Source organism: Pleomorphomonas sp. T1.2MG-36, from assembly GCF_950100655.1.
Lineage (GTDB): Bacteria > Pseudomonadota > Alphaproteobacteria > Rhizobiales > Pleomorphomonadaceae > Pleomorphomonas.
Genome location: NZ_CATNLY010000023.1, coordinates 186767 through 203364, shown reverse-complemented (window position 1 = coordinate 203364; position 16598 = coordinate 186767). Strand labels below are relative to the sequence as shown.

At 65.1% G+C, this 16598-nt stretch carries 19 protein-coding genes; 4 read left to right on the top strand and 15 right to left on the bottom strand.

The features are described 5' to 3' along the window. Nucleotides 1-111: 111 nt before the first annotated feature. From QQZ18_RS12420 to QQZ18_RS12400, 5 genes are all read right to left on the bottom strand, one after another. The gene (locus tag QQZ18_RS12420; RefSeq protein ID WP_284541239.1) at nucleotides 112-1500 is read right to left on the bottom strand and encodes a glutamate--cysteine ligase; all 1389 of its coding nucleotides are present in this window, start codon (nucleotides 1498-1500) and stop codon (nucleotides 112-114) included. A 122-nt stretch (nucleotides 1501-1622) separates the two neighbouring features. Beyond that, on the bottom strand, nucleotides 1623-2366 hold the full coding sequence (locus tag QQZ18_RS12415; RefSeq protein WP_284541238.1) for a 16S rRNA (uracil(1498)-N(3))-methyltransferase: 744 nt from the start codon (nucleotides 2364-2366) through the stop codon (nucleotides 1623-1625). Between the two features lie 165 nt (nucleotides 2367-2531). Continuing rightward, nucleotides 2532-2771, bottom strand: a complete 240-nt coding sequence (locus tag QQZ18_RS12410) for a glutathione S-transferase (RefSeq protein WP_251755280.1) — start codon at nucleotides 2769-2771, stop codon at nucleotides 2532-2534. Next, nucleotides 2768-3106 (bottom strand): DUF1127 domain-containing protein, encoded by a 339-nt coding sequence (locus tag QQZ18_RS12405; protein ID WP_284541237.1) that lies wholly within the window; start codon nucleotides 3104-3106, stop codon nucleotides 2768-2770. The genes QQZ18_RS12410 and QQZ18_RS12405 overlap by 4 nt, the downstream gene beginning before the upstream one ends. A 182-nt stretch (nucleotides 3107-3288) precedes the next feature. Continuing rightward, nucleotides 3289-3612: a DUF1127 domain-containing protein gene (locus QQZ18_RS12400; protein WP_284541236.1), complete on the bottom strand. Its 324-nt coding sequence runs from the start codon at nucleotides 3610-3612 to the stop codon at nucleotides 3289-3291. A gap of 272 nt (nucleotides 3613-3884) precedes the next feature. Here QQZ18_RS12400 and QQZ18_RS12395 point away from each other — a divergent pair, with 272 nt between their 5' ends. Then, nucleotides 3885-4778 (top strand): LysR substrate-binding domain-containing protein, encoded by an 894-nt coding sequence (locus tag QQZ18_RS12395; RefSeq protein ID WP_284541235.1) that lies wholly within the window; start codon nucleotides 3885-3887, stop codon nucleotides 4776-4778. A 21-nt stretch (nucleotides 4779-4799) separates the two neighbouring features. On the opposite strand, the gene QQZ18_RS12390 is transcribed toward QQZ18_RS12395, so the two are convergent. Genes QQZ18_RS12390 through QQZ18_RS12375 form a run of 4 tightly spaced genes read right to left on the bottom strand, consistent with a single transcriptional unit; the run spans nucleotide 4800 to nucleotide 8277 of the window. Further along, complete coding sequence (locus QQZ18_RS12390; RefSeq protein ID WP_284541234.1) at nucleotides 4800-5414, bottom strand: LysE family translocator; 615 nt, start codon at nucleotides 5412-5414, stop codon at nucleotides 4800-4802. A 3-nt stretch (nucleotides 5415-5417) separates the two neighbouring features. Beyond that, a complete protein-coding gene (locus tag QQZ18_RS12385; RefSeq protein ID WP_284541233.1) occupies nucleotides 5418-6089 on the bottom strand; it encodes a LutC/YkgG family protein in 672 nt (223 codons plus the stop codon). Next, nucleotides 6089-7513, bottom strand: coding sequence for a LutB/LldF family L-lactate oxidation iron-sulfur protein (locus QQZ18_RS12380; protein WP_284541232.1), 1425 nt, complete (start codon nucleotides 7511-7513; stop codon nucleotides 6089-6091). The genes QQZ18_RS12385 and QQZ18_RS12380 overlap by 1 nt, the downstream gene beginning before the upstream one ends. Continuing rightward, on the bottom strand, nucleotides 7510-8277 hold the full coding sequence (locus QQZ18_RS12375) for a (Fe-S)-binding protein (RefSeq protein WP_284541231.1): 768 nt from the start codon (nucleotides 8275-8277) through the stop codon (nucleotides 7510-7512). The genes QQZ18_RS12380 and QQZ18_RS12375 overlap by 4 nt, the downstream gene beginning before the upstream one ends. A 311-nt stretch (nucleotides 8278-8588) precedes the next feature. Here QQZ18_RS12375 and QQZ18_RS12370 point away from each other — a divergent pair, with 311 nt between their 5' ends. Then, nucleotides 8589-8921: a lysozyme inhibitor LprI family protein gene (locus QQZ18_RS12370; protein ID WP_284541230.1), complete on the top strand. Its 333-nt coding sequence runs from the start codon at nucleotides 8589-8591 to the stop codon at nucleotides 8919-8921. 9 nt (nucleotides 8922-8930) lie between these two features. Here the strand turns inward: QQZ18_RS12370 and QQZ18_RS12365 are convergent, their stop codons facing one another. Together QQZ18_RS12365 and QQZ18_RS12360 are read right to left on the bottom strand one after the other, a co-directional pair. Then, nucleotides 8931-9602 (bottom strand): L,D-transpeptidase, encoded by a 672-nt coding sequence (locus tag QQZ18_RS12365; protein WP_284541229.1) that lies wholly within the window; start codon nucleotides 9600-9602, stop codon nucleotides 8931-8933. Nucleotides 9603-9762: 160 nt separating this feature from the next. Then, a complete protein-coding gene (locus QQZ18_RS12360) occupies nucleotides 9763-10470 on the bottom strand; it encodes a L,D-transpeptidase (RefSeq protein ID WP_284541228.1) in 708 nt (235 codons plus the stop codon). Nucleotides 10471-10570: 100 nt separating this feature from the next. Between QQZ18_RS12360 and QQZ18_RS12355 the strand changes: the two genes are divergently transcribed. Both QQZ18_RS12355 and QQZ18_RS12350 read left to right on the top strand, forming a co-directional pair. After that, nucleotides 10571-11488, top strand: a complete 918-nt coding sequence (locus QQZ18_RS12355; protein WP_284541227.1) for a protein phosphatase CheZ — start codon at nucleotides 10571-10573, stop codon at nucleotides 11486-11488. Between the two features lie 124 nt (nucleotides 11489-11612). Then, nucleotides 11613-12233, top strand: coding sequence for a DNA-3-methyladenine glycosylase I (locus QQZ18_RS12350; protein ID WP_284541226.1), 621 nt, complete (start codon nucleotides 11613-11615; stop codon nucleotides 12231-12233). A gap of 41 nt (nucleotides 12234-12274) precedes the next feature. Here QQZ18_RS12350 and hisG read toward each other — a convergent pair whose 3' ends face one another. From hisG to QQZ18_RS12330, 4 genes are all read right to left on the bottom strand, one after another. Further along, nucleotides 12275-13267 (bottom strand): ATP phosphoribosyltransferase, encoded by a 993-nt coding sequence (gene hisG, locus QQZ18_RS12345; RefSeq protein WP_284541225.1) that lies wholly within the window; start codon nucleotides 13265-13267, stop codon nucleotides 12275-12277. Then, on the bottom strand, nucleotides 13264-14400 hold the full coding sequence (locus tag QQZ18_RS12340; RefSeq protein WP_284541224.1) for an ATP phosphoribosyltransferase regulatory subunit: 1137 nt from the start codon (nucleotides 14398-14400) through the stop codon (nucleotides 13264-13266). Before QQZ18_RS12340 ends, hisG begins: the two co-directional genes overlap by 4 nt. After that, the gene (gene hisS / locus QQZ18_RS12335) at nucleotides 14397-15890 is read right to left on the bottom strand and encodes a histidine--tRNA ligase (protein ID WP_284541223.1); all 1494 of its coding nucleotides are present in this window, start codon (nucleotides 15888-15890) and stop codon (nucleotides 14397-14399) included. The genes QQZ18_RS12340 and hisS overlap by 4 nt, the downstream gene beginning before the upstream one ends. A 158-nt stretch (nucleotides 15891-16048) precedes the next feature. Further along, nucleotides 16049-16465 carry a DoxX family protein gene (locus QQZ18_RS12330; RefSeq protein ID WP_284541222.1) on the bottom strand — a complete coding sequence of 139 codons (417 nt, stop codon included), beginning with the start codon at nucleotides 16463-16465 and terminating at the stop codon, nucleotides 16049-16051. Nucleotides 16466-16598 lie beyond the last annotated feature (133 nt).

Here is a 16598-nt window from a genome sequence, read left to right as displayed (position 1 = left end):
GAGGATCATCCGGCAAAGCTGAGGTGAGCCGCGCGCGACGACTCGCAAGAACGGCGATCATGGAGGCCGGAGGCCGGGGCGTCAAACGCCGCCGGTCACCGGAAAGCGCCGTCAGAGGCAGCCGAGGTCGCCCATCGGTTGCATGTCGAGTGCGCAGAAGATGCCGTCGAGATTGTTGCCGAATTTCTCAAGCAGCACTTCGGCTTCTGTCTTGCCGCGATCGAGGATGATGTCGAGCGGCTTCAGATAGCTCGTCTCGTCCTGGCCGCAGCGGTTGAGCCGGGCGCGCCGGGTGAGGCCTGCCCGCGACAGCGCCACCACCTCGCGGCCGATGTCGCGTACCGTTCGCCCGCCGATCTCCGCCTTAAGAGCGATCGCCGGCACGTCGTCGCGCAGGCGCTGCCGCTCCTCGGCGGTCCAGGTCTTGACGAGGTCCCAGGCGGCATCGAGCGACGCCTGATCGTAGAGAAGGCCGACCCAGAAGGCCGGCAGCGCCAGGATGTGGTCGGTAGAGCCTGAATCGGCGCCGCGCATTTCAAGATAACGCTTGAGCCGCACTTCCGGGAACAGCGTGCCCAAGTGATTGTCCCAGTCGCCGATGGTCGGTTCGACACCCGGCAACCGGTCGCGGAAGCCACCGGCCATGAACTGCCGGAAGGTGATGTCGGTGGCACGGTGGTAGGTGTCGCCGCGCTTGATGAAGTACATCGGCACGTCGAGCGCCCACTCGACGTAACGTTCGAAGCCGAATCCCGTCTCGAACACGAAGGGAATCATGCCGGCTCGCGCATTGTCGGTGTCGCGCCAGATCTCGGAACGCTCGGACAGGCGTCCGGTGGCCCGGCCGTCGAGATAGGGCGAATTGGCGAACAGCGCCGTGGCGATCGGCTGCAGCGCGATCGACACCTGCATCTTCCGTCGCATGTCGGCTTCGGAGGCGAAATCGAGATTCACCTGTACCGTGGCGGTGCGGAACATCATGTCGAGGCCGCGCGTGCCGACCGTCGGCATGTAGTCGGACATGATGGCATAGCGCGACTTCGGCATCACCGGCGTTTCGGGCAACGTCCAAATCGGACTGGCGCCGAGGGCGAGGAAGCCGATTTTGAGCGGCGTGGCGATTTCCAGAACCTGCATCATATGCGCCTGCAGCTCGGTCGCCGTCTGGTGCAAGTTGACGAGCGGCGCGCCGCTGAGCTCGAACTGACCGCCCGGTTCGAGGCTGATGGCGCCGCCGTGAGTCGGATCGAGCAGGCCGATCGGTTGGCCCCGGTCGGCAATCGGCTCCCAGCCGAGGAGCCCTTCCATGCCTTCTAGCAGTTGCCGGATTCCGCCCGGCCCCTCATAGGGAACCGGCGCATGACTGAACTTGCGGAAGCCCACCTTTTCGTGCTCGGTGCCGATCCGCCAGCGTTCCCTGGGTTTGCAGCCGCCGGCGATCCTCTCGACGAGATCGGCGACGGAAGTGATCGGCGTAGTGTCGGACGTGTCGCGCGCCATGAGAGGCCCCCTCGGATTGGGCGGCAACCTAGCCGCACGGTGAGGTTTGTTCAATTGTCGCCAGGTGGTCGGGGAGAAACGTTTTGCTCCTCATCCGCTCACGATCGTGTCAGGAACCGGATCTACCAGTCGCCGAGCGTCGTCTGGACGACGGCGAGGGCCGCCACCGCTGCCGTGTCGGCGCGCAGAATGCGCGGGCCCAGGGGAATCGCGGTGACGAAGGGCAGGGCCCTGAGGGTCCGCCGCTCGTCTTCCGAAAAGCCGCCCTCCGGTCCGATCAGTACGGCAAGCGGCCCGCGAGGCAGCGCCGCCAATGTGGCGAGCGGGTTGGTCGTCTCTTCCCCCTCGTCACAGAAGATCAGCCGGCGGAGCGGTTCGTCGCGTTCGAACCGGCCAAGTAACCGATCGAGCTTTTCCTCGTCTTCGACGGCGGGCACGTGGAGCACGCCGCATTGCTCGGCCGCCTCGATCACGTTGGCTCGCATCCGCTCGGTGTTCACCCGGCTGGCCTGGGTATGCTGCGTCAGCACGGGACGTATCCGGCCGACACCCATTTCCACCGCCTTCTGCACCATGTAGTCGAGCCTGGCGTGCTTGAGCGGCGCGAAGAGATAGAGAAGATCAGGAACTGCCGGCTGAGGTCGGCTTGGTCGCAGGTCCAGGAGTTCGGCGGACTTCTTCCCGGCAAGTCCAAGCCTGCCCCGCCACTCTCCATTCTGACCGTCGAACACCAGCACGCCATCGCCTTCCTTGAGGCGCAGCACGTTGAGCAGGTAATTGCTCTGGTCGCGGTCGAAGGATACCGGCATGCCATCGAGCGGCGTTGAAACAAAGACGCGCGGCGTTCGGAAATCGGAATGGGCCATGGGCAAGCCAATAGCACGCCGCCACGGGACAAAAAAAGAGGCGGCGCCTTGCGACGCCGCCAGTTGTTCCGGCAGGGGGCCGGGATAGGAAGGGTCCGGAAGGGAGGCGGATGGCCCGGACCCCGTACGGGCGCACCGGGGTGGAGGTGCGCTCGCGGAAATACCTCAGGCCGCTTCCAGCTCTTTCTGGCGCTGCTTCTTGAGCGGCATCGAGTAACGAACCTCCGGCGGCGGCTGGATGGCCGTTTCGAAAGCCAGCATCGCGGCGAGGAAGGTGTCGCGCGCCTGTCGGTCGGCAAAGCCGACCACCTTGCCCTTATAGTAGGTCAGAGCATCGGGGCTGACGGGACGGCGGGTGATGGGGCAAAGATCGTTGACGCAGTCTTCCAGTCTGGGTGCGATCATTCTTCCCTCCCCCTGACCAAGGGCGTGAACTCCACGCTCTCTGCGCGGCGCGCGACAACACTGTTCATGTTCATCGAATTGCCACGAGCGATCGCGGCGAGCCTGAGCGACGGATCGGCATGAAGCGGACCGTCGAGGGCTTCGCGTACGTCGGATCGGCTGAGACCGATATCGGCCAGCTCGTGATCGGTGAAGTCGCAGAGTTGTTTGGCCATCCAGCGATTGACCATAATCTTCGCGACGAACCCCGTGCGCTCGGCTGCGGCGCGCACCAGCGAGGTGAACGTCGTGACGAAAGCGGCGGCGAAGGTGGTGGACGCGAGGGTCGTGGACATGATCGGCTCCATCAAGGGGCTTTGGATGGTTCGGCGTTGCGTTGGGTCAGGGGTTGAGGTTTGAGTTGAGGCGCCAACGGGGCTTCACTTGGAAGCCCCGTTGAGATTTCGTTTACCACTTCATAACTCCGATGAATGTTTCCTATCGGACTTATGCGTATCTCTTATGAAACACGTACGTGTTAATCACGAAGCGCAGCAGCGGCTTCCAGAGCTTGTTCCCGTTCGGCGCGGCGGGCTTCCGCACGGCGGGAGGCCAGCGTGTAGCTCGGCTTGCGGTCGATGGGGACGAGCAGCGCGCCTTCGACATCGGCATGGGAAATGCCCATGTCCTTCAGCGCCCGTGCATCGAACTCCAACAGTTGCATGGTTTGCCGGCGGTCGATTTCCGCTGCAATCAGGGCGCCAATACGGCGGAACAGCGCACCCGCGAGACGAGTCGCCTCGTGAATCGGGCGAAGGGAGGAGACGCGGTGCGAGGATGCATGATCAAGGATCAGGGTCATTCTCTTGGCTCCTGCGTATTTGCTCTGCTCGCCGAGCAGAACATTGCGGCCTTGCATCTCTGATGTGGATATGCCGCTACGGTGTTTCGATAGTGGATTTATCTCATGGGGCTATCAATCAGTCCAACGCATGTTTTTGATGCTTTTCATGACGAAATTTGATATCACGGGTCTGACTGCATGAGACCACTCGGGGCGATGGGAAGCCACCCGAAAACCGACGGTCATCGCTGGATAGGCTGCCGTTCGGCTATTCATCAGGATTGTTGAAGATGAACGTTCTCGACCTTGATCAACTCAGAACCTTTGTCGCCATCGCCGAGGTGGGCTCGTTCACGGCAGCCGCTGACGTCGTTCACAAGACGCAGTCTGCCGTTTCCATGCAGATGCGACGTCTTGAGGATCGGGTCGGCAAGCCGATCTTCTCCCGCGACGGCCGCCAGAGCCGCCTCACCGAGGATGGTCGGCGGCTGCTCGAATACGCGCGCCGTCTCATCCGCCTCAACGACGAGACGCTCGCCGCCTTCGAAGATCCTGGCCTGACGGGCTCGGTTCGCCTCGGCATTCCCGACGACTACGCCGATCGACTGTTGCCGCCGGTGCTGGCCGGCTTCTCTCGCATCAATCCGATGATCGAGATCACAGTCGAATGCCAACGCTCGGTCACCGTCTCCGACATGATCCGCGACGGCCGTCTCGATCTCGGCATCATCAATCACGGCTACTACGGCTCGCTGCGCGGCGAGGTGATCCGGCGCGAGCCGCTGTTCTGGGTCGGCTCGCGCGATCACAGCGTCCACGAACTTGATCCGGTGCCGCTCGCCCTTGGTCCGGACGACTGCTGCTGGCGCGCCAATGTCGTCCGCGCCCTCGACCGCGAGGGCCGGCGCTTCCGCGTCGCCTATATTTCCAGCGCGGCGCTGGCGCTGTCGGGTGCGGTGCTGGCCGGTCTCGCGGTCTCGGTGCTGCCGGAAAGCGCTCTCAAGGCCAACATGCGTATTCTCGGTCTGCGCGAGGGGTTCCCCGAGCTTGAACCGGCCGAGATCGGCCTCCTGCGTGCCGAACACGCCAAGAGCCCGATCCACGACGCGCTCGCCAAGCACATCGTCACGTCGCTCGGCAACCTCGGCGCCACCGATCAGGTGATGAATCTGGCGGCGGAGTAGGCTCGAAAGAGCCGATGCCGCCTACCGCGCCACCACCGCGGCCGCAGCGCCGGCCATCATCGTACTGGCTGCGCGATTAAGCCGCCGCAACGCTTTCGGACTGCGGAAGAATTCCCGTGCTCCGGCCGCCGCCGCCGCATAGACCACGCCGACGGCCATCAGCGTCACGATCGAGATGCCGATCAGCTCGAAGTATCCGGTCAGCGTTATGCTTTCGATCGGCATCAGCGACGGCAGGAGAGCCATGTAGAAGACGATGGTCTTCGGATTGCCCAGCGTCAGCGTGAAGCCGCCCAGCACCGTCCGCCACGCGCTCTCGGAGCGCGCTTTCGCGGCCACCTCGGCCGGATCGGCGCGCGAGGTCCAAAGCTTGTAGGCGAGATAGAGCAGATAGGCCGCGCCGACGTAGCGGATCACCAGGAAGGCGAGGTTGAACTCCTGGGCCAGTGAGGCGAGGCCGAAGATGGCGAGCGTCAGGTAGAACAGGTCGCCGAAGACGATGCCGACGATGAATGTCATGCCGGCCCGGAAGCCGCCGCCGAGCGCGCGTGCCACCACGGCCGTCATGCCGGGACCGGGAGAAGCCGCCGCGACGGCGAGGGCGCCGGTGTAGAAGACGAGCGTCAGGATCGGCATCGGTTACCCCACCACCAGAATGTGCAGGCTGCGCGGGCCGTGGGCGCCGAGCAGCAATGTTTCCTCGATGTCGGCCGACCGCGACGGACCGGTCACCAGGTTGACGGTGCGCGGCATTGCCCCTGCACCGAAGCGTCGGCGAAGATCGGCCCACACCGTCTCATAGTCGCCGGCCACCGTCGAGGCGTCGACCACCACGATATGGTGATCGGGCAGGAAGTTGAGCGTCGTCGGATTGTCCGGACCGGATGTCAGGACCACCGTGCCCGTTTCGGCGACGCCGGCGTCGGCATGGCTGATGCCGACAAGATCCCTGCCGTCGCTCGGACCGATCGTCACCGCCAGTTGCGCTTCCCGGTCCCAGGGCAAAGTCGCAAGGCGCGGATCGTCACCGCGCCGGACCGCCTGCGGCAGATTGCGCTCGCGCAGATCGTTGGCGACGGCGGTCGGGATGTCGTCGCGGCTGCCGAGGCGGGAGACGCTGGCGAATATCTCGCCTGCCTTGCGAACGAACAGTTCGACCCTCTCGGCGCTCGGCAACTGGCCGCGTGCCGGCACGACATTCACCGGCGTCTCGGCCAAGCGGTGGCGGACGGCGGCGAGCCGGGTGGCGTCGGAGCCGGACACGCCGAGCGATCGGCGAATGCGTCCGAGGATGGCGTCACGGTTCGACATCACGTCCTCCCCCGCTTGGCCCATTCGGTGCGGAAGGTGCCGCCCTCCGGCGCCGGCAGATCGCGCCAGCGTGTCCAGCCTCCGGCCAACGGTACCTGGCGGAGCGAGCCATCCCGGCCGGCGAGGCGCGCCAGCCCCCAGGCGCCAAGGCGAGTTGCGAGACCATAAAGACTCGGCCGTGTGGCGAGGAAGCGCCACATGGCGAGACCGAAGCGGGCCTTCCTGGGTGTCAGGTGACGTTCGAACTCCTTCTCCCGCCAGTGGCGCAGCATTTTCGGCAGGGGAATGCGCATCGGGCAGACGCTTTCGCAGCGGCCGCAAAGCGTCGAGGCGTTGGCAAGATGGGCCGATGCGTCGAGGCCCTGCAACGACGGCGTCAGCACCGAGCCCATCGGCCCGGGATAGACCGAGCCGTAGGCGTGCCCGCCGATCGAGCGATAGACCGGACAATGGTTGATGCAGGCGCCGCAGCGGATGCAGCGCAGCATGTCCTCGAACTCGCTGCCGAGCATGGCCGAGCGACCATTGTCGAGCAGGACCACGTGGAACGCCTCGGGGCCGTCGGGATCGCCGGCGCGGCGCGGGCCGGTGGAGAAGGTGGTGTAGACGCTCATCTCCTGCCCGGTGGCCGAGCGGGCAAGCAGCCGCATGATGGTGGCGACGTCTTCGAGCGTCGGCACCACCTTCTCGATAGAGGCGAGTACGATATGGGTCTTCGGCAGGATCTGCGTGAGGTCGCCGTTGCCTTCGTTGGTGACGATCACCGTCGATCCCGTCTCCGCGACCAGGAAGTTGGCGCCAGTGATGCCGACGTCCGCCGAGAGGAAGCGTTCGCGCAGCACGCCCCGCGCCTCGGCAAGAAGCGAGGTCGGTTCATCGAGGTTGCGCTTTGGGTCGAGATCGGCATGCGCCCGGCGGAAATCTGCGGCCACCTGCTCCTTGTTGACGTGGACGGCCGGAGCGATGATGTGGCTTGGCGTCTCGCCCCGGAGCTGGATGATGTACTCGCCGAGGTCGGTCTCCACGGGCGCGATGCCGTTGGCCTGAAGGAAGGCGTTGAGGCCGACCTCCTCGGTGATCATCGACTTGCCCTTGGTCACCCGACGGGCGCCAACTTCCTGACAGATGCCGAGGATGATGCGATTGGCATCGGCGGCATCGGCCGCCCAGTGCACGAAGCCGCCGGCCTCTACCACCTTCCTCTCGAAAGCCTCGAGGTAGAGGTCGAGATGTTTCAACGCGTGCGCCTTGATGTCGCGCCCCGCATCGCGCAGCGCGTCGAACTCGGGCAGCGCCTCGGCAGCGCGCCGACGACCGCTGACCAGCGTCTCCTCGATATGGGCTATGGCCTTGAGCAGGGGCGGATTGGCGAGCGCCGCGCGGGCGTTGTTCGGAAAGGATCGTGGGGAGAGACCACCGCTCATTTTCTCGTCTCCCCGATGGCGGGTCCGGACGCCATGCCGGCCAGGACCTCGGCGACATGGCGGACCTCGACCCTGGAGCCCTCGCGCTTCAGCTTGCCGGCGATGTTGAGGAGGCAGCCAAGGTCGCCCGCCAGCAACAGGTCGGCGCCGGTGGCCCTGACGTCGGCGACCTTGCGCTCGACGATGGCGTTGGAGATCTCGTCATACTTGACGCAGAAGGTGCCGCCGAAACCACAGCAGGCTTCCGGATCGCGCATTTCCTTGATGGCGAGACCATCGACCGCCGACAGCAACCGGCGCGGCTGTTCCTTGAGGCCGAGTTCCCGGAGGCCCGAACAGGAGTCGTGATAAGTCGCCGTGCCCTCCCAGGTGGCGGGCAATGGGGCGACACCCAGCACGTCGACCAGGAACGAGGTGAGTTCATGCGTCTTGGCAGCAAGCGCCTCGGCGCGGAGCTGCCAGCCGGGTTCGCCGGAAAACAGGTCCGGATAGTGCGTCTTGATCATGCCGGCACAGGAGCCGGATGGGATCACCACGTGATCGAAGCTTTCGAACAGGCCGATCACCCGTTCGGCCAGCGCTCGCGCCCCCGCCCGGTCGCCGGAGTTGTAGGCGGGCTGGCCGCAGCAGGTTTGACCGGCCGGTACGGACACGTCGCAGCCGGCATCTTCCAGCAGCTTGACGGCCGAAAAGCCGACCGTCGGGCGGAAGAAGTCGACGAGACAAGTCACGAAGAGCGCGACCCGCGGTTTCGGCGCGATCATGGTGGCTCCATTCTATTTATTTCGCGGCCAAGGTGATACGCGCAACGATCGATCTTCGCAATCAGAAGGGCGGGATTGAGACCGGCCTCTGCCAGTAACGAGGCGGAAACTGAAATCGACTACCAAATGTCCGCTTTCGCCCCCAAAAACGTCGCCTTTATGGGGTCTTTTCACGCGAACGGCGGCACCGCCACCGTAAGGCGGCCATGGACGGGCAACGTGGTCATGCGCTAGTCTTGCGCAACTGGCGCGGCGCTTCTGGGCGACGGACGGTTTCGGCCGAAAGACGTCGTTCTACGAAAGGAAACGGCATGAATGGGTTGGTGGCAGGCTCGGGCATCGTTGTCATCGTCCTGATGGCGATGTTGACGCTGCCGGCCACGGCGGCGCAACCCAGCTTCGATTGCGATGGCGCCAGGTCCGAAGTCGAGAAGATGATCTGCGGCGACGACGCGCTCGCCGATCTCGATCTGCGCCTTGCCAGGGATTTCGCGCGGGCGCTCTCCCGCGCCAGCGCCGACCAGGTTCCCGAACTCAGGGCCTCTCAACGCACATGGCGGGCGCAGATGTTGAAATGTGCCCGCACCGGCGACCCGCGAGGCTGCGTGCTCGAAGCCTACACCAAGCGGATCGCCGAGTTTTGAGGGGATGCCTCAGCGGACCACAACGCGCGCGCCGACCTTGACCCGCTCGTAGAGGTCCATCACGTCTGCATTGGCCATGCGGATGCAGCCGGAGGAGGCGTTGGTCCCGATGCTCTTCGGATCGAACGTGCCGTGGATGCGGAACAGCGTATCCTTGGGGCCGTCGTAGAGGTAAAGGGCGCGGGCGCCGAGCGGGTTGCCGATCTGGCCTTCCATCATGTCGGGAATGTTGTGGCCGCGCGCTGCCTCGCGGGCGATCATTTCCTTGGGCGGGAACCAGCGGGGCCACTTCTGCCGGCTGCCGATCTCCACGGTGCCCTTCCAGGAAAAGCCTTGGCGTCCCACGCCGACGCCGTAGCGAAGCGCCTTGCCGCCCTCCTCCACGAGATAGAGATGCTTTTCCGAGGTGTCGATGATGACCGTTCCCGCCGGTTCTTCGGTCGGAAAATCGATCTCGGCGCGGCGGAACGGCTCGGGAGGCAACTGGTCGCCGACAAGATTGAGGTCGCGCGCGTCATCGGCGGTGTCGTCGGGCAGATAGGACAGCGGCTTGACGGGCTTCTCGACGACGGGCGGCTTGGGTGGCTCCACCGGTTTGGAGGAGACACACGCGGAAAGGACGAGACCGGCGGCAAGCGCCAGCATCAGCGGACGCACCGGAACGGCGGACAGTTGCATCATGGAGAGACCTGAAAGACTGGCGCCGGGAAGCGGCGCGCCAAAGGCGAATCACAACAATTCCCGGAAACTAGGCGGCAGCGGTCTCGATTGTCGAGACCGCCGCCATCCAAAACGGTACGCGTGACCGAGCCTTGGGCGAAAAAGACCGAGGGTGAGGCGACTACAACACGATCACGCGCGTTCCGACCTTCACCCGCTCGTAAAGGTCGGTGACGTCTTCGTTGCGCATGCGGATGCAGCCTGAGGAAACGGCGTGGCCGATGGTCCACGGTTCGGCCGTGCCGTGGATGCGGTAGAGCGTCGAGCCGAGATACATGGCGCGGGCGCCGAGGGGATTTTTCGGCCCGCCCGGCATCATGACCGGCAGTCCGGGTTGCCGCCGCCGCATTTCGACCGGTGGATGCCAGTCCGGCCATTCGGCCTTGCGAGTAATCCGGTGTTCTCCCGCCCAGGTAAATCCCGGCCGGCCGACACCAATGCCGTAGCGGCGCGCCGTGCCGCCGTTGTCGATGAGGTACAGGAAGCGATTGACGGTATCGATGACGATGGACCCGGGCACGCCGGGGCCGTCATAGGTCACCTCTTGCGGCAACAGTTCCGGCGCAAGCTGCAAGCTGCGCGGATCCGGTTTGCGGGCCGCCTTCGCCTCCGCTCCCGTTGGTGCCGACCAGGCACGTGGGGTGCGTGCCTCGGGCACCGCGTAGATCGGAACGTTGCCCGGCTGGAGTTGCATCACCCAGGGATCGGTGAGATTGGGCGACAGCACGACCGGCGGTGGCGCGAGATAGCGACCGGCCTGGGCGACGGCCGAACCCGTCGTGACCACGACGGCAGCAACCCCGGCGAGGAACAAGGCGGCAGTTCTCATCGTTGGAACCTCGATTGGAAAACATCCGCGTGTCCGGCGGTCCGCCGGCCATTCGCTGGAACCGAGGCTAGGGGCGGGCGGTCTAGGAATGGTGAATGGAGTGCGACCCTTTTCCATTCAAATCGACCGAATTGTCGCCATGGTTAAGGAATCGTATCGCCTACCCTCCCAACTATCTGAAACTCCGCCGGAAATTTTGCGGGGTATTGTTTCCGGCATACACGTTGTTAACCGCCTGACCCTAAAATTCGCTCACTCGGCGGTGCCGCCTGTGGGTGGCGGCCATTTCGACCGCGGATGCGAGGAGTGGAATATGGCGTTGGCTCGCAAAGCTTATCGTATCGAAGCTATGCTTGGCGTCGGCGCGGTGCCCGGGCCGACAAGCGACATCCGCGCCGACACTATCCTCCAAGAGCTCAATGAGATCAAAAAGCTGGTCAAACCGCATCAGGAAATCAGCAAGGACATCATTGCCGATTATCAGAAGCAGTTCACCGAGGCCTACAAGCTGAAGTCCGAGATGGAAACAATCCAGGAGGCCATTTCCCGCACCAAGCAGGAAATCGCCAGCCTTCACGTTTCCGGCTTCAAGGGCGAGGACATGAGCCGCGTCACCGACGAACTCGATGCCGTAGTGAAAGGCACCGAGCACGCCACCGAGAGCATTCTGGCGGCCGTCGAAAAGATCGACGATGACGCCAATAATCTCGTGGCTCATCTCAAGGGCGACAAGCAGGCGATGGCCGCAGATATCCAGGAGCGCGTGCTGGCCATCTATGAGGCATGCAACTTCCAGGACCTTACCGGACAGCGCATCACCAAGGTGGTCAACGTCCTTCGTTTCATCGAAGATCGCGTCAACCGCATGATGGAGATCTGGGGCGGCATGGAGGCCTTCAACTCGATCGAGGCCGACGAGTCGCTTCGCCGTGTCGGCGACGCCGCGCTGCTCAACGGGCCGGCCCTGCCGACCGCCGATCGCGCCACGCAGGACGACATCGACGCGCTGTTTGCCTGATCGTCTCCTGAGGCGATTATTTCGCGGCGGCCGGCGACGGCCGCCGTTTTTGCTGCTGCCAGTTCATGGCAATTGCCGCCACTAGGGTTCGCTGGACTCCACAATCGAACGAAGGGCGGGTGGCATGGACGGCATCATCACGAGCGAAGACGGCGTCAACCGCTGCTTCTGGGCAGGGCCCGATCCGATTTATCGTCGCTATCACGACGAGGAGTGGGGCAGGCCGGTTGCCGACGACACCCGCCTGTTCGAAAAGCTCTGCCTCGAGGGCTTTCAGTCCGGCCTTGCCTGGATCACCATCCTGAGGAAGCGCGAGAACTTCCGTGCCGCCTTCGCCGGCTTCGACATTCCGACGGTTGCCGCCTTCACCGACGCGGATGTCGACAGGTTGGTCGGCGATGCCGGCATCGTGCGTCATCGGGGCAAGATCGTCTCGACGATCAACAACGCCAGGCGCGCCCTCGACCTTCAGGCCGAGGCCGGCTCGCTGGCCGCCTTCATCTGGCGCTTCGAACCGGATCCGGCGAGCCAGCCGGCCGTCTTCACCGTGAAGGATATCCAGCCGAAAACGGCGGAATCCACCGCCCTTTCCAAGGAGCTTCGCAAGCGCGGCTGGAGCTTTGTCGGCCCGACCACCGTCTATGCCTTCATGCAGGCCATGGGGCTGGTCAACGACCATCTCACCGGCTGCGACGTCCGCGATGCCGTCGAGAAGGACCGGGCCGCTTTCATCCGGCCGAAATGAGCGGTCGGTGGCGCGAGACAAGGTCTCGCGCCGGCAGCGTGTCAGGCCAACTTGGCTTCAAGCTTTTCGTAGAGCGCGTTCTTCGCCTCGAAGACATACTCCACCGATGAGACGATCGTGGTCGTCGCGCCACGCGCGATCAATGCCTCGGCTTCGGCCTGGGCGCGCGCCTTCGGCGCCAGGAGGCTGAGCCCCTCGTCATGCATCGACAGGAGGGTCAGGTCGGTGCGCGCCCTGAGTTCCTCGGGCAGCACCGACGACGGTTGCATGACGGCATCGATGCGTCGAACCGACCGTGCCCGGTCGTCGGCGGCGATGCGGGTGAGCATTCCCCGGCAGGCGGTGCGGGCCGCTTCCGTCCAGCGGGCGGCGAGCGAAGCGGCGAGAGCCGCCTCGGAGCGCATGATGACGCCGTCATCAACGATCTTGAGGCCGTTTTCGACCAGCGTCTGACCGGTGGAGGTGATGTCGACGATCAGCTCGGCCGTACCGGCGGCCGGCGCTCCCTCGGTGGCGCCCGGGCTTTCGACGATCAGATAATCGTGGACGCCGTGGGCGGTCAGGAAGCGGCGCGTCAGGGCGACATACTTGGTGGCGACTCGCATCGGCCTGTAGTGCTTCAGGCGGAAGCGGGCGGCCACGTCGGCAAGGTCGGCCATGCTGTGCACGTCGAGCCAGGCTTGCGGCACGGCCACCACCACGTCGGCGCGGCCGAAGCCAAGCCGCGTCACGATGTGGGCCGGATGGGGCGCTTCCTCGGCCACCACGCGGGCGCCGTCGTCGCCGCCCAGCGTTTCGTGCAACAGGTCGATTCCCGTGACGGCGAGATGCACGTTGCCGGCGCCGATCTCGCGGGCGATCTCGGAGGCCGAGCGGAACTGCACTTCGACGCCTTTCAGCCCATCGATGGTGCCGAAATAGTCGCGGGCGCCGCGTGCCTGCCGGATCGGCAAACCCGCGCGTTCGAAGAAGGCGAGGGTCTGCTCCTGCAGTCGCCCCTTGGACGGTACGGCAACGATCAGCGGCTCGGTCATGACGCCCTCCGGAAACGCTCGGGCCAGACGGCGAAGCCGACCGCCTTGACCGCCTCGGCGGCCTTGAAGTGACGCACCAGTCCATCGTAGCGGCCGCCGCCGCTGACTTGTCCCACCTCGATGCGGGTGGCGTCGTGAATGTCGAACACGAAGCCGTCGTAATAGCCGAGCCGGCGGCCGAAGCCGGCGGCGTAATGCAGCGTCGAAAGGTCGACGCCGAGCGCGGCAATAGCCGCGACGCGCGCCTTGAAGCGATCGACGGCGGCACGGAACGGCACCCGGTCGCCAATCCGGGCCGACAGGGCCTCCAGACGAATGACGCCATCGGCAATCGCCAGATCGCCACCGTTCTCGTCCTGCATCGACATGAATTCGGTGATCGCGGCGATGGTCTCGGCCGGCACCCCGTCCGAGGCTGCAAGCATCGCCTGCTCGAGCACCCGCTCGGCAATCTCGCCGGTGGTCCGCCCACCGACCGTCTTCACGCCGGCAATCGACAGGATATCGGCGAAAAGCTGGCCGACCTTCTCGGCCGGGAAGGCGGAGAGCGCCTCGATGATCTCGGTGTGGGCGGCAAAGCCCGGAAAGCCGAAGCGGCGCTGTTCAAGACGCGCCAACGTGTCGGCGATCTTCTCGGGCTCCCCGAACAGGGCTGTGAGGCGCGCCCTCCAGGCCGGCGGGATGTCGAGGGCGGCAAGCAGGGCCGAGAACAGGGCCACGTCGCCGACGATGATCCGCTGGCGGGTGGCGCCACAGGCCGCAGTGATCGCCACGGCGTGGGCGAGGGCGGCCGCATCGGTTGCCACAGGGTCATGGTCGCCGAGAATCTCGCCGCCCACCTGCCAAACCTCGTCGGCCTCGCCGGGACGGCCGTTCCGGAAGACGCGACCGGAATAGCAGAAGCGACCGCCGGCCGGCTCGGCGGCCAGCATGGTGCGCACCACGGGAATGGTGAACTCCGGACGCAGACACCAGTCGTGGCCGTTGTTCGACGAGGTCACGAAGATGCGCCGGCGGAACTCCTCGCCGGAAATGCGGACGAAGTCCTCCATCGGCAGGAGAACGGGCACGTCGACGGCGGTGAAGCCGCCCGCCTTGAAGCTGTCGAGCGCGATCTGGACGGCGTCGGTCATGCCGAGCCCCCCGCCGCCTCGACGATCGATCTGACTTCGGCAATCAGGTCGGCACGAGCGACTTCCTTCTGGGCCGGACGCGAGGCGCGCCACTCGGCATTGTCGGTGATGCCCGCCGACAGTTCCTTGCCGAGCGCCAGATCCTTGATCTGAACGATGCCGGCGTCGCGCTCGTTGGAGCCTTCGATGATGACGCAGGGAGCGTTGCGCCGGTCGGCATATTTCATCTGCGCCTTCATGCCGGAGGCGCCGAGATACATCTCGGCGGCGATGCCGGCGGCGCGCAACTCGGCCACCATCTTCTGATAGCCGGCGAGCGCCTCGGTCGTCTTGTCCATCACCAGGACGCAGACGGGACCGTTGACCTTGTCGACGCCGACCTTGCCGAGCGTCCGAAGCGCCGCCATCAGGCGAGAAACGCCGATAGAGAAGCCGGTGGCCGGCACCGGTTCCTTCAGGAAGCGGCCGACGAGGCCGTCGTAACGGCCGCCGCCGCCCACCGAGCCGAAACGCACCGGGCGACCGTCGTCGCCGGTCACCTCGAAGGTGAGTTCCGCCTCGAACACCGGGCCGGTGTAGTACTCGAGGCCGCGCACCACCGACGGGTCGATTTTCACCTTGTCGGCGTAGCCGGCGGCGTCGACTAGGCTGGCGATCAGCTTCAGCTCCTCGACGCCCTCGCTGCCGCGCGGGCTGCCGGCGACAAGCTTGCCGAGATTGGCGACGGTATCCGCCGCGCTGTCGGCGCCACTGGCCACAAAGGCCAGCACGACATCGGCCGCCTCGGGCGAAAGACCGGCTCCCTTGGTGAAGTCGCCAGATTTCTCCTCGGGGTTCTCCCAGCGGCCGGCGCCCAGAAGGTCGCGCACGCCGGACGGGCCGATCTTGTCGAGCTTGTCGATGGCGCGCAGCACGGTGAGGCGGGTCCCCGCCTTGTCGTCTCCGGCAAGGCCGATCACTTCCATCACGCCATCAAGCACCTTGCGATTGTTGACGCGGACGATGAACTGCCCCTTGAGGCCAAGGGCTTCCATCGTGTCGGCCATCATCATGCAGATTTCGGCGTCGGCGGCGACCGACGGCGCACCAACCGTGTCGGCGTCGAACTGCATGAACTGGCGGAAGCGGCCGGGGCCGGGCTTCTCGTTGCGAAACACCCAACCGTTGCGATAGCTGCGATAGGGCTTGGGCAGCTTCTCATGGTTCTCGGCATAGAAGCGGGCGAGCGGCGCGGTGAGATCGTAACGCAGCGACAGCCACTGTTCGTCGTCGTCCTGGAACGAAAACACGCCTTCGTTCGGCCGGTCCTGATCGGGCAGGAACTTGCCGAGCGCGTCGGTATACTCGATCAGCGGCGTTTCCACCGGCTCGAAGCCGTAGATTTCGTACGTATGTCGGATGGTCTCGATCATGGCCTCGGTCGCCTTGAGTTCGGCGGGGGTACGATCGACGAGACCGCGCGGCAGGCGCGCCTTCAGATAATCCGACATCAGTCCTGTGCCCTGAAATAGCGGCCATAACTGGCCAAAACGCGCGAAAACCCGCGAGCGGGGCGCGCGGGTTTTCAAGTAATCGATAAGCGGCGAAAGGGCAAGGCGAACCGGCCGTTCGGCACGTGTGCCTGCCCCTTCGGGTTGTGTTGTGGGGGTCAGGCCTTGCCGAGCTTGGCGTCGACCGACAGCGCGCCAGCACCGGCACCCAGCAGCGCGAGGAAGCCACCGGCGATGGTGACGTTCTTCATGAAGGCCAGCCAGTTCATCATGTCCATCATTTCCTGGCCGGCAGTTCCGGTGATCCCCTTGTAGTGGAACAGGTAGCCGGAGACGACGCAGAAGCCGGCCAGCAGGAAGGCGGCGATACGCGTCTGGAAGCCGACGAGAATGGCGAGACCGCCGCCGAGCTCGGTCAGGATGACCAGCGGCAGCAGGATGGACGGCACGCCCATGGCTTCCATGTAGCCAGCGGTCCCGGCATAGCCGGTGATCTTGCCCCAGCCGGAGGTGATGAAGATGATCGAGAGAAGAATACGTCCGGCGAGCAGAGCCGGGGCCTTGATGCTGTCCATGTCGGAAACTCCGCGTTCGAGAGAGGGCGGCATCGCCTGACGCCGTTGCTATCCGTATAGCTACGGAGACGCTGGCGGCATAGCCATGAAAAGAGCGACGCATTGTTCCCGTCAAGGAAACAATGCGCCCCAT

Bases quoted from the DNA above. Each gene is read 5' to 3' on its own strand.
- QQZ18_RS12420 (WP_284541239.1), bottom strand. From the start codon at position 1,500: ATGGCGCGCGACACGTCCGACACTACGCCGATCACTTCCGTCGCCGAT.
- QQZ18_RS12415 (WP_284541238.1), bottom strand. From the start codon at position 2,366: ATGGCCCATTCCGATTTCCGAACGCCGCGCGTCTTTGTTTCAACGCCG.
- QQZ18_RS12410 (WP_251755280.1), bottom strand. From the start codon at position 2,771: ATGATCGCACCCAGACTGGAAGACTGCGTCAACGATCTTTGCCCCATC.
- QQZ18_RS12405 (WP_284541237.1), bottom strand. From the start codon at position 3,106: ATGTCCACGACCCTCGCGTCCACCACCTTCGCCGCCGCTTTCGTCACG.
- QQZ18_RS12400 (WP_284541236.1), bottom strand. From the start codon at position 3,612: ATGACCCTGATCCTTGATCATGCATCCTCGCACCGCGTCTCCTCCCTT.
- QQZ18_RS12395 (WP_284541235.1), top strand. From the start codon at position 3,885: ATGAACGTTCTCGACCTTGATCAACTCAGAACCTTTGTCGCCATCGCC.
- QQZ18_RS12390 (WP_284541234.1), bottom strand. From the start codon at position 5,414: ATGCCGATCCTGACGCTCGTCTTCTACACCGGCGCCCTCGCCGTCGCG.
- QQZ18_RS12385 (WP_284541233.1), bottom strand. From the start codon at position 6,089: ATGTCGAACCGTGACGCCATCCTCGGACGCATTCGCCGATCGCTCGGC.
- QQZ18_RS12380 (WP_284541232.1), bottom strand. From the start codon at position 7,513: ATGAGCGGTGGTCTCTCCCCACGATCCTTTCCGAACAACGCCCGCGCG.
- QQZ18_RS12375 (WP_284541231.1), bottom strand. From the start codon at position 8,277: ATGATCGCGCCGAAACCGCGGGTCGCGCTCTTCGTGACTTGTCTCGTC.
- QQZ18_RS12370 (WP_284541230.1), top strand. From the start codon at position 8,589: ATGAATGGGTTGGTGGCAGGCTCGGGCATCGTTGTCATCGTCCTGATG.
- QQZ18_RS12365 (WP_284541229.1), bottom strand. From the start codon at position 9,602: ATGATGCAACTGTCCGCCGTTCCGGTGCGTCCGCTGATGCTGGCGCTT.
- QQZ18_RS12360 (WP_284541228.1), bottom strand. From the start codon at position 10,470: ATGAGAACTGCCGCCTTGTTCCTCGCCGGGGTTGCTGCCGTCGTGGTC.
- QQZ18_RS12350 (WP_284541226.1), top strand. From the start codon at position 11,613: ATGGACGGCATCATCACGAGCGAAGACGGCGTCAACCGCTGCTTCTGG.
- hisG (WP_284541225.1), bottom strand. From the start codon at position 13,267: ATGACCGAGCCGCTGATCGTTGCCGTACCGTCCAAGGGGCGACTGCAG.
- QQZ18_RS12340 (WP_284541224.1), bottom strand. From the start codon at position 14,400: ATGACCGACGCCGTCCAGATCGCGCTCGACAGCTTCAAGGCGGGCGGC.
- hisS (WP_284541223.1), bottom strand. From the start codon at position 15,890: ATGTCGGATTATCTGAAGGCGCGCCTGCCGCGCGGTCTCGTCGATCGT.
- QQZ18_RS12330 (WP_284541222.1), bottom strand. From the start codon at position 16,465: ATGGACAGCATCAAGGCCCCGGCTCTGCTCGCCGGACGTATTCTTCTC.